8 protein-coding genes are annotated in these 15,597 nt (G+C 68.5%); 4 read left to right on the top strand and 4 right to left on the bottom strand.

Annotated features, from left to right (window positions below; all coding sequences use genetic code 11):
* Positions 1-101 precede the first annotated feature (101 nt).
* Positions 102-3,884, bottom strand: a complete 3,783-nt coding sequence (gene hrpA / locus WMF11_RS35315) for an ATP-dependent RNA helicase HrpA (protein WP_437973857.1) — start codon at positions 3,882-3,884, stop codon at positions 102-104.
* Positions 3,885-3,941: 57 nt separating this feature from the next.
* A complete protein-coding gene (locus tag WMF11_RS35310) occupies positions 3,942-4,976 on the bottom strand; it encodes a LysR family transcriptional regulator (RefSeq protein ID WP_437973856.1) in 1,035 nt (344 codons plus the stop codon).
* Here WMF11_RS35310 and WMF11_RS35305 point away from each other — a divergent pair.
* The 4 genes from WMF11_RS35305 to WMF11_RS35290 all read left to right on the top strand — a co-directional run bounded on the left by WMF11_RS35305 (position 4,945) and on the right by WMF11_RS35290 (position 12,489).
* On the top strand, positions 4,945-5,907 hold the full coding sequence (locus tag WMF11_RS35305; RefSeq protein WP_437973855.1) for an NAD(P)H-binding protein: 963 nt from the start codon (positions 4,945-4,947) through the stop codon (positions 5,905-5,907). The two genes, WMF11_RS35310 and WMF11_RS35305, sit on opposite strands and share 32 nt — an antisense overlap.
* A gap of 278 nt (positions 5,908-6,185) precedes the next feature.
* Positions 6,186-7,304 (top strand): DUF1566 domain-containing protein, encoded by a 1,119-nt coding sequence (locus WMF11_RS35300; protein WP_437973854.1) that lies wholly within the window; start codon positions 6,186-6,188, stop codon positions 7,302-7,304.
* A gap of 1,845 nt (positions 7,305-9,149) precedes the next feature.
* Positions 9,150-9,845: a hypothetical protein gene (locus tag WMF11_RS35295; RefSeq protein WP_437973853.1), complete on the top strand. Its 696-nt coding sequence runs from the start codon at positions 9,150-9,152 to the stop codon at positions 9,843-9,845.
* Between the two features lie 538 nt (positions 9,846-10,383).
* Positions 10,384-12,489, top strand: a complete 2,106-nt coding sequence (locus WMF11_RS35290) for a choice-of-anchor Q domain-containing protein (protein WP_437973852.1) — start codon at positions 10,384-10,386, stop codon at positions 12,487-12,489.
* Positions 12,490-12,726: 237 nt separating this feature from the next.
* Here the strand turns inward: WMF11_RS35290 and WMF11_RS35285 are convergent, their stop codons facing one another.
* Both WMF11_RS35285 and WMF11_RS35280 read right to left on the bottom strand, forming a co-directional pair.
* A complete protein-coding gene (locus WMF11_RS35285) occupies positions 12,727-13,608 on the bottom strand; it encodes an alpha/beta hydrolase (RefSeq protein ID WP_437973851.1) in 882 nt (293 codons plus the stop codon).
* A 108-nt stretch (positions 13,609-13,716) separates the two neighbouring features.
* The gene (locus tag WMF11_RS35280; RefSeq protein ID WP_437973850.1) at positions 13,717-15,537 is read right to left on the bottom strand and encodes an enoyl-CoA hydratase-related protein; all 1,821 of its coding nucleotides are present in this window, start codon (positions 15,535-15,537) and stop codon (positions 13,717-13,719) included.
* Positions 15,538-15,597: the final 60 nt, after the last annotated feature.

Genomic DNA, 15,597 nt, shown 5'->3' with positions numbered 1-15,597 from the left:
CCCGGACGAGGCGCCTCGCCGGCGGGCAGCCTGCCAGCGGGGTGAGCGCTGCGTCCAGCGCTCATTGGTGCGGGCGCGTCACGGCAAGCGGGCGTACGCCGCTATCCCAGCAGCCGCTTCCACTGCTCCGTGAGCCGCTGCGGCGAGACCGGGACCGCCGCCTTCAGCTCGGGCGCGAAGAGCGACACCCTGAGCTCCTCGATCAGCCAGCGGAACGACTCCAGCTCTTCCGCGGGCACCCCCTTGTCGCGCAGCCCCTGCTGGTGCTTGAGGTAGTCCTGCCAGAACGGCAGCACCTGCGCGGCCTTGCTCTGGTCCTTCTGCGGCCCGTTGGGCAGCCGCTCGAGCCGGATCTGCGCGGCGCGCAGGTACCGGGGCAGGTGCGCGAGCCGGTCGACCGGGGCGCGCGAGAAGAGCCCGACCGGCAGCAGGAAGTCGACCTGCGTGCGCACGTCGTCGAGCGCCGGCCTCGACGCGCCCGGCTTGCCCGTCATCGACCGGAGCATCGCCTGCACGCGGTCGAGCTCGACGCCGATCTCCCGCGCCAGCCCCGCGAGCTTCCCGAGCACGCCCTGCAGCGACGCGCGGCCCTTGTCGAGGCGCGCCTGGAACGCGGCCTTCGTCCTCGGAAAGGCGCCGGGATCGCCGAGCTGGAACGCCTCGTCGAGCGCGCGCAGCGCGATCTGCCGGGCGAGGCCTGGCTCGCCCGGGGCCACCTTGGCGCCGAGGCCGCTCACGGCCACGGCGCTCCGCAGCGGCTGCTCGAGCTGGCTCATCTTGCCCCCGAGCTGCAGCAAGAGGAGCCGCCGCAGCCCGGCGCGCGTCGCCTCGGCCGCCGCGGCCCTCGAGGCGAGCACGCGCACGGACACGGACGTCTCGCCGTCGACGAGCGCCGGGTAGCCGAACACCTTGTGGCGCCCGGCGTCGACCTGGACGCGCTCGGGCAGCGCGTCGACGCTGAACGACGTGAGCCCGTCCCGCTCCAGGCCCGCCTTGCCGACCCTCGCCCAGGCCTCGCGCGCCCGGCCGGACAGCCGCTCCTTGAGCTCCCGGAGCTCGCGTCCCTCGCCGATCACCCGGCCGTCCTCGTCGAGCACGCGGAAATAGAAGCGCAGGTACGGCGGCAGATCCTGGGGCCGGAACGCGTCGGCGGGCACGCGCTCGGCGGTGCGGTCCTCGACCGCGCGCGCGAGGACGGCCCGCAGCGGGCCCTGGAACGGCCGTAGCTCCGCGGCGATCTCCCGGGCGACCTCGCGGAGGGGGGCGAGCGGGACGAGCGCCTTGCGGAGCGATTTCGGCAGCGACTCGAGCAGCTGCGCGATCTTCTCGGCGTACCACCCGGGGATCATCCACTCGAGCTCGTCGGGATCGGCCTGCGGCAGGAGCACGAGCGGCAGCGAGAGGGAGATGCCGTCGTCGTCCTCGCCCGGATCGAATCGGTACGAGAGCGGCACCGCGGCGCCGTAGAGGTCGAGCGAATCGGGGAAGCGCTCGGGCGTGAGCTCCGCGGCCTCGTCGAGCAGGACGTCGGCGAGCGACAGGTGGAGCGCCCGCGGGTCCTCCGCCTCGGCCTCCTTCCGCCACGCCTCGAACGTCTTGCCGTTGTAGACGCCCTCGGGCACGCGCCGGTCGAAGAAGAGCTCGAGCGCGTGCTCGTCGGCCAGCATCTCGCTCCTCCTTGCCTTGTCGCGCAGCCGGCTGACCTCCTCGAAGAGCCGCCGGTTCGCCTCCATGAACGGCGCGCGCGTCGCGTACTCCTGCCGGACCAGCGCGTGGACGAGGAAGATCTGGCGCGCGGACTTCGGGTCGATCGCCCCGAAGTCGACCCGTCGATCCCGCGCGATCGGCAGCCCGTACAGCGTCACCTGCTCCCGGGCCATCACGGCCGCCGGCTTCGCGGCCCAGTGCGGGTCGCTGTGGCTGCGCTTGCAGAGCGGCCCGGCCGCGGCCTCGATCCACGCGGGATCGAGGGCCGCCGCCATCCGGGCGAAGAGCTGCGACGTCTCGACCAGCTCGGCGGCCATGATCCACGCGGGCGGCTTCTTCGCGAGGCCCGACGACGGGTGGAGCTGGAAGCGCGTCTGCCGGGCGCCCAGGTACACCTTGTTCTCCTGGTTCCACATGCCGATGCGGCTGAGCAGGCCGGGCAGGAGCGCGCGGTGGATGGCGTCGCCCTTCGCGGGCGCGTCGTTCGGCGAGAACCCCATCTCCTTCGTGATCCGGCTGATCTGCCGGTGCACGTCGGCCCACTCGCGCATGCGGAGGTACGAGACGAAATGGTCGCGGCAGGCCTTCCTGAGCTGGTTCTGGGTCAGCCGGCCCTGCGCGTCCTGGTAGAAGCTCCACAGCTTCAGGAGCCCCACGAAATCGGAGGCCTCGTCCTTGAACTTCCGGTGCGCGTCGTCGGCCTGCTTCTGGGCGGCGAGCGGCCGCTCCCGCGGATCTTGCACGCCGAGCGCCGCGGCGATGATCAGCACCTCGGCGAGCGCCCCCTCACTCTCGCCGCCCAGGACCATCCGGCCGAGCCGCGGGTCGAGCGGCAGCCGCGCGAGCTTCCTGCCGGTGTCCGTGAGCTCGCTCGCGTCGTCGAGCGCGCCGAGCTCCTCGAGGACCCGGTAGCCCTCGTCCACGGCGCGCTTCGACGGCGCGTCGAGGAAGGGGAAATCCTCGATGGCGCCGAGCCCGAGCGCCTTCATCTGGAGGATGACGCCCGAGAGGCCGACGCGCAGGATCTCCGGATCGGTGTACGCGGGCCGCCCCCTGTCGTCCTGCTCGTCGTAGAGCCGGAAGCACACGCCGCTCTGCACGCGGCCCGCGCGCCCCTTGCGCTGATCGGCGCTCGCGCGCGATATGGCCTCGATCTGGAGCTGGGTGACGCCCGTGCGCGGGCTGTAGCGGTTGACGCGGGCGAGCCCGGAGTCGATGACATACACGATGCCCGGGATGGTGAGCGACGTCTCCGCGACGTTGGTCGCGAGCACGATCCGCCGCCCCGGCAAGGACTGGAACACGCGCTGCTGGTCGCCCTGAGGGAGCCGCCCGTAGAGCGGCAGCAGCGTTGTGTGCGGCAGGCCGTGGCGCGTGAGCTCGGCCATGGTGTCGTGGATCTCCCGCTCTCCCGGGAGGAAGACGAGGATGTCCCCGCGCGGATCGATCGAGGTGATCTCCTCGACCGTGGCGGCGACGGCGTCGGCGACCTCGGCCTCTCCGCTCTCCGGGCGGCGGTGGATGACCTCCACCGGGTACGTGCGGCCGGAGACCTCGATGACCGGAGCGCCGTCGAAGTAGGCCGCGAACCGGTCGGTCTCGAGCGTCGCGGAGCTGACGATGACGCGGAGATCCGGGCGCCTCGGCAGCAGGCGCTTGAGGTAGCCGAGCAGGAAGTCGATGTTGAGGCTGCGCTCGTGGGCCTCGTCGATGATGAGCGTGTCGTAGCCCGAGAGCCGCGGATCGCCCTGGATCTCGGCGAGGACGATGCCGTCGGTCATGTACTTGACGTAGGTGGCCGGGCTCGTCCTGTCCGAGAAGCGGATCTTGTAGCCGACCTCCTTGCCGAGCTCGACGTTGAGCTCCTTGGCGACGCGGGCCGCGACGCTGGTGGCGGCGATGCGGCGCGGCTGCGTGACGCCGATCCGGGCGGAGAGGCCGCGGCCCATGGCCAGGCAGATCTTGGGGAGCTGCGTGGTCTTGCCCGAGCCGGTCTCGCCCGCGACGATCACGACCTGGTGCGCCTCGATGGCCCGGGCGATGTCGCGCACCCGCGCCGAGATGGGCAGCTCCTCGGGAAAGCGCACCGGGCTCCTCCCGGACGGGGGCGGGGACGAGGTCCGGCCGCCGGGGGCGGGCGGCGCGGGGGGCTGCTCTTGCGGGACGCGGGAGCTCACGGTGCGCGAGGGGGTAGCACCTCCCGCCGCGGGGCGCCGTCCGAAGCCGCTCGCTCGTCACTCCGCGCACCCGGGAAAGCCGCGGCCGAGCTCGCGCACCACCTCGCTCACCAGCTCGCGCAGCCAGCGGTGACGCGCGTCCTGGTTGAAGCGCCGGGCCCAGACCACGCACATGGGCAGCTCGGGCGTGCTCACGGGACAGGCCTGACGGTGCAGACCGGGAGCGAGCACCCGCACGATGTCGTCGGGCAGCGTGGCGACCAGATCCAGCTCACGCACGAGCGTGATGGCTGCCTGAAAGCTCGGCACCGTCACCGCCACGCGCCGGCGCTTGCCCATGGCGCGCAGCGCGTCGTCCACGTAGCCGCCCTCTTCGCCGCCTGGCGACACCAGCGCGTGCTCGGCCGCGAGGAACGCTTCGAGCGTGAGCTTCTTGCGCTTGCGTGTGACCGTGACGAAGCGGCGCGTGTACTGCGCGCTCATCACGAGCTCGTCGAGCATGGGAATGTGAACCTGCCCCCGCAGGTCGGGCAGCACCGCCAGATCGACCACGCCGCGCACGGCCTCGTGCGCGGTCTCGAGCACCAGCGGACGCACGCGGATGTCGAGCCCGGGCGCCGCCGCGCGCATGCGTTCGAGCAGATGGCTCGCCAGGACGGCCTGCATGTCGTCGCCGAGCGCGAACGTGACCACGCCCTGGGCCGTGCGCGGAACGAACGCGCTGGGTGGACCGAGCACGCGCTGGGCGCCCGAAAGGAGCGAACGCACCTCGGGCAAGATCTCGCTGGCCCGCCGGGTGCGCACGAGCTTTCTGCCCGTGCGCACGAGCAGCTCGTCGCCTGTGGCCTGGCGCAGCTTCTCGAGCGTGCGACTCATGGCGGGCTGGCCCACGCGCATGCGGCGAGCGGCCAGCGTGACGCTCTCGGTCTCGAGCAGGGCGAGCAGGGCGGGCAAGAGGTCGACGGGGGCATTCATGCTTTGTAAGCATACATGATAGGCCGATAATCGATTTTCGGCATGGTCGAGAGCAGGGCATGTTGAGGACCGAGGAGAGGTTCCCATGTCGAAGCGCAGCGAAACGGAAAGCCCCAAGCACATCGTGGTCGTCGGCGCTGGCCAGATCGGCACGCCCCTGGTGGAGCAACTGGCCGCAGACGGCCACCGGGTCACGTGGTGCAGCCGCACGAAGCCCGCTTCCATGCCCATGGGCGTGGAGCACCGTTCGGTCGACGCTCGCGATGGCGAGGCGCTCGCGGAGATCGCGCGTGGTGCGCGCGCCATGATCGCCGCGGTCAATCCCGCCACCTACGACGCCGACGTCTGGGCCGAGACCTTGCCTCCGCTCCATCGTGGCCTGATCGAGGGTGCGAGCCGCGCCGGTGTGCGCCTGGTGCTGCTCGACGCGCTCTACCTGTACACCTTGCGCGAGGGCCCGCTCTCGCCCGACACGCGCCATGCGGCCGAGACCGAGAAAGGTAAGATCCGCATGCAGATAGCCGACATGTACACGGCAGCGCAGCGCGCGGGCACCTTGCGCGCGGTGATCTTCCGCGCCAGCGACTTCTGGGGGCCCGATCTCACGAGCGCCCTGCTCACGCGCGATGGCCTGCGCGGGCTCAAGAACGGGAAGCGCCCGATGCTGATCGGCGACCCCGACGCGCCGCACGCCTTCACGCATCGCGACGACGTGGTGAACGGCCTTATCAAGCTGGCGTTTGCGGGCGACGACGTGGAGGGCAGGGTGTTTCATGCGCCGGTCATCCACGTGAGCCAGCGCGAGCTCGTGCAAGCGGTGGCCCATGCCATGCGCGTGGCGGTGCGCCCGATCGTGGCCAGACGCTGGCTCTTGCGCGTGGCAGGCCTGTTCTCCAGGTCGGCGGGTGGCATCGTGGAGATGCTGCCACAATGGGAACAACCTTACCTCGTGGACGACTCGAGTTACACCGGACGCTTCGGCGCGCGGGCGATCACGCTCCAGGAGGGCGTTGCACAGCTGGCCAAGCTCACCCCGGCCCTGAGCTGACCCACGCGATCCCAGCCGAGGTGGCTGGACTCAGCTAACGCTGATACGAAGGCGACGTCGCCCTCTGCAACTCGGCCTGACCGACCGCTCGGTGCTACGTCGCGGTAATCGCGAGCGTTTGACGAGTGGAAGGCCTGCCTGATCGCAGAAGGCCCGTTCTGTCGATGATCTCGTACCGTCGGACTGTACGAGTCAGGAACGGCTCCGAGAATCTTGCCTTTGTGGAACGCGTTTGCTTGTGCTATCCGCTAGAGAAATCGGCGTCACGTTCTACTTGAATGCTCCTTGCAATGGTTCAATCTGCCTCGATGCCATCCGTTGATGAGAAGAAGAGAAGGCGAGGGCAGGGGCGGTTAATTTTCGCCCCTTTCCTTTTCTTGGGGTTCACACTCCTGGGCTGTGACAACTCGTTGGAGGCGAGTTCACCGAAAACCTGCGGGGAGAATTGCAGTACCGATCAGGATCCGACCTCACCCGAGAGCCCTGACGGCACCGAGAGCGACGGCACCGAGAACGACGGCACCGAGAACGACGGCACCGAGAACTGCTCCCCCTCCGATCCTGCTCTCTTCCAAATGGCGCGGTGGCCGATGCCCGGTTCGACCGGGGAAGACCACTCCGTTCAATATCGGGTGGACGAGGAGGTCACCCACGACGAGATCACCGGACTCGACTGGCAGCGGCAACTAGCGCCGGTTTCACTCACAGATGAGCATGCTGCGGAATATTGCGCTGAGCTCATCCTGGGCGGGCACTGTGATTGGCGACTGCCCACCCGTGTTGAAGGGGTCAGTTTGCTCGATCTACAGAGAAAGCCTCCTTCCTTCGACCCAGGGGCCTTTCCGGATATAGACGGTGAACTTGTACTTTGGTCGGGAAACCCTGAGCGGCTCTTTCGCCTTGGCAGCGATGGAAGCCTTCGTGTGCGATCGCCCACCATCGCGGGCCCGGACAGGGTGCGGTGCGTTCGCGGGGGAGGGGTCCCCGACAGCGACGGCAGTCGCTACGAGCTCACACCTGACTTGGCGAGGGACTTGGGCACCGGCCTCACTTGGACGCGAGCAACGAGCAAGCAAACTTACGCGGATGCCGCTTCGATGTGTGCAGGGTTGCAATTGGATGAGGGTGGTTTTCGAGTTCCCAGTTTGAAGGAGCTGCATACTCTCATCTTCGACTCAAAGCCAAATGGTCCATGGATCGACCAAAGCGCCTTTCCCAGCTTTCCAGCAGCGGTATCCGGGCATATCCTTTTCTGGACCTCGTCGCTCGAGGCCACCGACCCGAATTCGGCTTGGATGCTCGACTTTGCCACCGGTACCGCCGAGGCGACCGCGGCCACGGCAAATTTTACCCTGGAGAGCACGCTGCACGTCCTCTGCGTCCGCTCGCGGCCGTAGCGCATAACGCAGGCGGCGACCCCGTGGTTGGGGCAACCCGACCCTGGTTCGCCTGTGGAAGGTAGATGAAACGACGGACCCGCTCGCGCGTGAGCTAAAGCCCGTCTCAGATCCTGACCGCGGCGTCCCGAGCTGGCCCCATGAGGCTGCAAAAAACCTCGGAAGCTGGCCCCATGACCCTGCAAAAAACTGGGTCACGCCCCCGCGCGGGTCGCCCCATCCTCGTGCGTTTGGGGTGGTCCCATGACCCTGCAAAAAACGTCGTCAGGTGGCCCCATGAGGCTGCAAACTGGCACTCGGCGAGGCGGCCCGCCTGCACCAGCGCCTGCGCCAGACAACGGCAGCGTGGACGTAACATGGGGGCGACCGGGGGAGTTCCGGCCGGCTCCCCTCAGCGAGTCGGCTCGCGGCGCCTCCGGCCGCGGCGTGGGCGTGCCGTGGGGGCTCGGCAGTTCGCCCTCGGCCGCGCCATGTAGCGCGACACAGGCGTGCTCCCGAGCTCGTCGGCGGGCATGCCCATGTGCGCCCGGGACGGTCGAACGGCCTTCTGTCGACTAGCCAGAGATTCTCAACTTTTCTTTGACGCCCGAACCGCACCCAGAAAAAATGTTCGCGCCCCCCACACGGCGCCTGTCGGGGCTCGGCCAGGGGACCTCCACCATGTCGATGCGCTCACACGGCAATGTCTGCCTGCTCTGCGTATGTGCGCTCGTCCTTGTTCCGGCGTCGGCGCAGGCACTCGAATTCAGCGGTGGTGTGAGCGTGGGCCGGATCCAGGTCGGGACCGAACCCAAGCTGGCCGTGAGCCCCTTCGCCGGCTGGCTCTGGCGAAAAGCGAGGGACTTCCGGATCGAAGTTCACAACATGCTCAGCGTCATTCCGGGGACACGCGTAGGGGTCTATGATCGAGCGGCGGTTACCGTTGGGTACGTCACAAAAACGGGCAACGTCAGCCTTGGTCCATCCCTGTCGCTCTACTCGATGCCTGTATGCGGTGCCGTGATCTGTGACCGCGTGATGGGGCTTGCGCCAGGCGGGCGCGCACAGTCCGACTGGTACTTCGCTGGGCGTCTGGGGGCATCTACGAGCCTCAACGTGGACTGGGCTGGCGGGAGCAGTCGTGTTCTTCCTGCAGCGTGGTCGTGATGGTAGCTGCTGGGCCTATCTGGAGATTCGGGGGGGATTCTAAATGAACAAGCTGTTGGCTGTTCTATGCTTCGGTCTAGCTGGGTGCAACTTTGATGTCGGTGATTGCTACCTCAGGAGTGAGGGAGAAAGCGGCGCCGGCGGCATCATCATCACCGCAACAGGGGTCGGCGGTTACGGGTTCGGCACGACAGGGTCGGGAGGCTTCGGGCCTGTATTGGAGCCGCAGGGCATCGTACCAGGATTGTGTCGATAATGGGCCGACGTCGTGCCGAAGGAAGAGCGCCGGCAAGACGGTGTGTCAGCGTTGTTGGGAACGGTGTAACGCCGGAGATTCTCCATCGGATGTATGCCGCGGTTGCAAATTCTGAGGTTCCGAAGATGATTCATATTGCTACATCTGCGGAAATTGGGAAAGCGGTCCGGCGCGGGCTTCGCGTCCCTGTGGCGTTCGTGCCCGATAACTTGCTGGTAGGGCCATGCGCCTCGGATCCCGAGGTCCACTGTCAGCACCGCCATGATTTCTGGGGATTTCGTGGGCGGGAAGGAACGCGATTTCGTGCATCGTTTCGTGAGATGCTCGGGGCGGTCCAGTCGCGCGAGCGGGTAGTCGCTTGGACGTCGCGGTTGTGGAGCGACGCGGTGGCGCTGTGGGGGCTCTGCGCGTGGAGACTTCACCAACGGCCCGAGCAACCGGATATGGAGATCGTCATCCTGGGCGACGCGACGGAGGCCGGGTTTGGGTGTGGAAGCATCCGCGTGACGCCGGCCGACGCGCGCCGATGTCAGGACGACGCGCGCGCTCTCTCTCTGACGCGCGTCCAGGAGATGGCGCGCTGTTGGCGAAAGGTGTCCGGTCGATCTCCTGTTCTGTCGGCTGTGGGGGGGCGCGCCGATCGATGGAGTAAGGACCTCGTGGAGCTGAGCACCTATCAGGCGGGATTCTTTCCTCGGATGGACGGGCGCGCACTGGCTCTATCTCGGTTCGATGAGCTGCTCTTCTCGTGTCTCGACAAACAGTGGTCGACGCCCGTGAACGTGTTTGTTCGACGTTCATCGGCTGGAGACGAGTTGCGTAAGTGGTTGACCCACACCGGCGATGTCTTCCTTGCCATGCGGCTGCGCCAGTGGGCCGGGCACCATGGGGACAAGGCCGCCCTGGAGAGCGAACCCTGTCAGCCTGAAAACTTCATGAAAGAGGCCCGCTACAGATTGTCGGACGCCGGCGACGAAATCCAGCGAGCTGGTCTTTCAGAAATTGGCCAAGGAGCACCGCTGCCGGTTTGGGGTGTCACGGCGTACGATCCGCTGGCTCCCTGGGTCGCGGTGGACGACGACACAGATCACCAGCGCGTACAGCTACTTGAAGAGCGCGCTACGCAAGGCGTGGAGTGATGCGCTGAGGCGTACGTCGGCCCGGCGCTGGGTGAGCCACAGGTTCTCGCGCAGCGTTCGCCCTTCGTACTCACGCCGGAACAGGCCCCGGCGCTGGAGCTCGGTGGCGACTCGACCCAGGTTGGCCGACCAGCGGCGGCCCGGCGGCCTGACCCAGGTTGCGGCCGGCGACCCGACCCAGGTTGGATTGCGCGCAGTCAGATGTTTATGACAGGGGTGGAAATCCACTGCCACCAGCCTTATTCGCTCGTGCTGAACTCCTACTCGCCCCGACGCCTCGCGAACCGACGGCTGTCCGAACGATGCGCAACCGTACGATCGCTGCGCAAGATCGCGTGATCGCTCCAGCCATCGAATCGCGCCATCGAGGTGATCGCCTCGTCGTTCCCCCACGATGAGCGTCATGGCCGCCTGCTTGCAATGTCCTCGCGTCGAAGCGCCTGGTGCACGCGTCGTGTACGCGACTCCAGCGTCATGAGCCAAACAACGAGGACCACGACCCATGAACCGATCGCGCAAGAACCGGATGACTCCCACGATGCGTCGGTACGCTCCGCCCGGCGCCCTGCTGCTCGCCGTCGGCCTCTTTCCCGCGTGCGCGACGCAAGGCGGACCCGATGAGTCCGACCCCGACACGCTCGGCGCCGGGCTCGCCTCGAGCGCGACGATGACCTGCTCGAAGCTGACCGTCCTCAAGGGGTCCACCGGAGGCCAGGGCGCTCAGGCCCTGGCGACGAAAGATCTGAGCGGCACGGCCGATACGTGGAGCAAGTATGTCGAGTTCAACCCCGGCAGCCAGGCTCAGTGCGAGTACGCATTGCCGGCCGGCGCCTCGGACGCCGACGTCTCGGCGCTCAGCCTGTCGGTGAACTACCGTGGACCCGCGAAGGCCGATATGCTCTGGACCTTCGACGCCTGGGACTACAGCACCGGCACCTGGGTCAAGATCGGCGACAACGCGTTCGCTTCGTCCTGGGCCTGGAGCGCCGCCACCCTCGCGCTCCCGTCCCCGCACGCTCGGTTCGTGTCGGGCGGCAAGCTCAAGATCCGCTATGGAACCACGAGCACCGCCGACGCGTCCGACATCGACCTGCTGGTCCTCAACGCCACCCTCACCAGCGGGCCGCCGCCCGAGTGTGTCCCCGAGACCGACGCGCAGCTCTGCTCGCGGCTCGCCACGAGCTGCGGCCCGCTCTCCGCCAATGACAGCTGCGGCGACCCCCGCACCGTGGCGAGCTGTGGAACGTGCTCTGGCGCCCAGACGTGCGGCGGTGGCGGGACGCCTTCCGTGTGCGGCGACGCCGGCTCCACCTCCGACCCCGACCCCACCCCCAGCCCGGTGGCCGGGGCGTGCGGCGATCGCTCGAGCGGCAGGACCATCACCGTCGCGCCATCGGGCGGCGACCACAGGACGATCCAGGCCGGCCTCAACGCGGCGGCCGCAGGCGACACCGTCGTCGTCAAGGCGGGCACCTACAACGAGAAGGTCTCCTTCACGAGGAGCGGCACCGCTGCAGCCGGCTGCATCACCCTCGAGGGCGAGGCCGGCGCGATCCTCGACGGGACCGGCAAGAGCGGCGTCGGCATCGACATCTCCAGCAAGAACTACATCAAGGTCACCGGCATGACGGTGCAGAACTTCAAGGGCAGCGGCGACACGCCGATGGGCATCAGCGTGAGCGGCAGCTCGAGCTTCCTCGAGATCCGCAACAACCTCGTGCACCACATCGAGAGCTCCCAGGACGCCCACGGCATCGCCTTCTACGGCACGTCCGCGACGCCGATGACCGACCTCCTCATCGACGGGAACGAGATCCGGGACTGCAAGCTCGGCTCGAGCGAGGCGATGGTCCTCAACGGCAACGTCACCAGGTTCGTCGTCTCGCGCAACACGGTCCACGACAACGACAACATCGGCATCGACTTCATCGGCTTCGAGGGCACCGGCCCCTCGGGCTCGGACCAGGCGAGAGACGGCGTGTGCGTGGACAATATCGTCTACAACATCTCCTCGGCCGGAAACCCCGCGTACGACGGCGAGCGGTCGGCTGACGGCATCTACGTCGACGGCGGCAAGGACATCGTCATCGAGCGAAACAAGGTGGACTCGAGCGACATCGGCATCGAGATCGCCAGCGAGCACGCGGGCAAGACCACCAGCAACATCACCGTGCGGAACAACTTCGTGTCGCGGAGCTACCAGGGCAACATCATGATCGGCGGCTACGACACGAGCAGGGGCAACGCGGCGGACATCGCGGTGCTGAACAACACGCTCTACCAGGGCGCCGGCGGCGAGATCATCCTCCAGAACAACGCGAACGGCGTGCTCATCCAGAACAACATCCTCCGCGCCACGTCGGGCAACGACTACGTGAGCAGCGGCAGCAACAACAGGAACGTGACCGTCGACAACAACCTCTTCTTCGGCGCGAGCCGCAGCTCGGCGGGCGCCTTCTCCGACCCGCACGCGAGGTTCGTCGACCCGCTCCTCGTCGGGCCCCCGTCGGACCTCCACCTGGCGAGCGGCTCGCCGGCCGTCGACGCCGGCATCGATCTGGGCAGCCGGAGCGGCGCCACCGACATCGACGGCGGCGCGCGGACGAGCGGCGCGCGCATCGACATCGGCGCCGACGAGCGCTGAAGCCGCGCAAACTCCGCGAGGCGCGGGGTCACGCAGGCCGGATCGGGCGCGCTCGCCAGCAGGGCACAGCGATATCCTGCCTTGCAGGCCGGGCACTCGAGGGCATCGAGCGCCCTACCGCATGTCCACTTGTGCACCCAAAAGCTTCTCCGTCGGGGCCGCTGCGGACATGGGGCCTCCCGGCGCTCGGCGAGGGTGTGAGCGTCCTGCCCTGAGCTACCCCCTTCCGTGCCCGCTTCAAGGCGCCGGCGCTGCGTCCGCGAGGCCGTCGGCGGCCCGCCCGATCCGCTCCAGGATCTCGCCCACTTCCTCGTCGGAGGTGTCGTGCTCGACCCCGACGTACTCGCGCAGCTCCGCGGTGTACCCGGCGCGCCGCAGCTCGGCGATCGAGTCGCGCGCGCCTCGGGTCGGCACCGCCAGGTCGGAGGCGCCGTGGAAGGCCGTGACCGGCGGAAGCGTCGCCGGGCGCGGCCCCGAGCTCAGCGCCGCCGACGGGTAGAGCGACGGCGGGAGCAGACCGCTGATGGGGAAGGCGGCCGCCAGCGCCTCGGGGTGGGTGACCGCCAGGGCGAAGGTCATGATGCCGCCCTGCGAGAAGCCGGTGACGAGGGGATTGCCGACAGTGGGGCGGGCGGCTACCAGGGCGGCGAGCGCGGCGGCGATCCGATCGGCTTCCCGCGTGACCAGCGGGGCGGCGACGTCGTCGGCGACGGAGTCGTACCAGATGTACATCCCGCCGCTCGGGTGGCCGTACGGCAGGATGAGCCGGGCGCGGCGGCGGTAGCGCCGGAGCAGCTGCAGGAAGTCCGCGGGGTCCCCGCCCATGGGGTGCAGCGCGACGATCATCGGCACCCGCTCGTCGGGTCGCGCCCCGCCCGTCATGTGCTCGAGGTAGCGCACGCCCGCGATCTCGCCCCGGGTGGTGCTCCCCGGCGCTCCCGCCGGCGGCGGAGGCGCGACCGGCCCCGCTGACGGCGTCTCCGACGACGGACGCGCGGCCGAAGGCCCCGCTGGGGGCGCCGGCGCCGGCTCGCGGCTGCACCCAGGCCCCGCCAGGAGGACCACGCCGATGGAGAGGAGCAGGCGCAAGCGAAGGGGATCGGCCGGCGGGTGGCGCATCAGTACAACAGTACTCCGATCGCGGGAGCGACGCCGCGCGCGGATCGACGCGCGGCCTCTTGCGTTCGTCCGCAGTGCTGCAGTCCCGATCGCCGTGGTCGCACCCCATCACGGTGTCGCGGCGAGGGCAACGGCTTGCCAGCCGATGGACGCGAAGGAACGGCGGTTACGGCCCAGCCCGGGCGCATCGGCGTAATGGGCGTTGCTGCAGGCCGCATCCAGGTTCGTCACGCATTTCAGCAGGCCGACCTTGGGCACTTTCCGGACGAAAGCGCTGCGGGCCAGGTGGTAGGCCGGGGCCTCACCCCAGAGATTCCGGCGCATCTCCGCCAGCTCCTCTTCCCGGTAAGCCGCCAGCGGTTTCCGCCGCTCGTCGGCGGCCCGTTCGGCCCGCTTGCCCTCCAGCCACGCGTGATGATGGCCGCTGCTGGCCAGCTGCTCGGCGATGCGGCCGATCTGCTCGCGGAACTGGGAGAAATGGCTGCCGCCCAGGTCGTCCTGCACGATGATGTCATCCACCAGGCCGATCGCCTTGGCCTCGCGGATGCCGAGCGGCAGGCAGCGCTCGGTGAGCTCCACGGCCCTGGCCAAGCCCACCCGCTTCGGCAGGGAATAGGTCCAGTATTCGGAGCCGTAGAGCCCCCCCATGCCCTTGTAATGCGGGTTGAGGACGATGCCGTCGCGGGCGAGCACCCGGTCGGCGGCCAGGGCCATCATCACCCCGCCGGCCCCGGCGCTGCCGTACATGGCGGCGATCACGATCTGGTCGGATGCGGTCAGGATGGCCTCGCAGAGGTCATCCATGGCATTGATGTTGTTCCAGGACTCCTGGGCCGGGTCGGCGGCGGCCTCGATCAGGTTGAGGTGGATGCCGTTGGACCAGAAATCCCGCCCGCCCTGCAGGACGATGACGCGGGTGGGGCGGCGGCGGGCGAACAGTACAGCCTGCTCCAGGCGCCGGCAGTGGTCGGTGCCCATGGCGCCGTTGTAGAAACGGAAATTCACGTAGCCGACGCTGTTCTTCTCCTCGTACCAGATGTCGCGGAAAGTCTTGCCCCGGGTGAGGGCATCGATGAAGAGCGGCAGCTCCGGCACCTCCCGCATCGCATCGGGACCCAGCACCATGGCCGCAGGCAGCTTGAACCGCCGCTCCTCCGGACCGTCCTTCGGCCTCAGGTGGGAAATCCACACGGCCCCGTCCACCGCTGCCCGACAGATGGCGCCATGGCGCTGGGCGATGATGTCCCCCGGCTTGCCCACCAGCGCGCTCTCCTCGTGGGCACCGAAGAGATAGACCTCCTGGCCGGCGATCTCGTCCAGCACCCCCGGTGCGCCGTCCCCGGTCCGCACCTTGCGGAGGATGTCCGCCACCCGGTCCGACTCCCAGTCGACGCGGCGCTGGGCCTGCTTCAGCACAGGCCGGAAATGGCCCAGGGGCTCGGCCCGCGCGTAGTCCAGGGGCGCCGGCACGAACATCCGGCTCTCGAAGCGCTGCACCGCCACCTCCATGGCCTTCACCGCGCAGCGGGTGATCTCGTCCCGATACAGGCTGCTCTTGCTGCCCTCGCGCATGGCGCAGCGGTAGGTGGCCCAGATGGGCCCGGAATCCATGTGCTCGACCGCCTCCACGACGGTCACGCCCCACGCGGTTTCCCCGTTGTAAATGGCCCAGTCCAGGGAACTGGGACCACGGTCGCCGACGATGCCCGGGTGGACGATCAGGCAGAGCGTTCGGCTCCAGATGTCACGCGGAATGACATGGGCCAGCATGGGGCAGAGGATCAGATCGGGCCTGAACTGCGCGACCACATCGCGCATCGCTCCCGCGGTCGTCGCCGCGGCGACACCCACCTGATGGCGATCCTTGAAGAGCACGTACGCCTGCTGGGTCAGGCTGTTGAAGCTGCTGGATAGCAATAGTAGTCGCATGGCTGCTCCGGACGGTTGATGGGCTTCAACAGGATCTATTGCCGTGGAAAGTACCGTCGG

It is taken from the genome of Sorangium sp. So ce295, assembly GCF_051527405.1.
Classification (GTDB): domain Bacteria; phylum Myxococcota_A; class Polyangia; order Polyangiales; family Polyangiaceae; genus Sorangium; species Sorangium cellulosum_B.
This window is presented reverse-complemented; position numbering and strand designations above follow the sequence as displayed.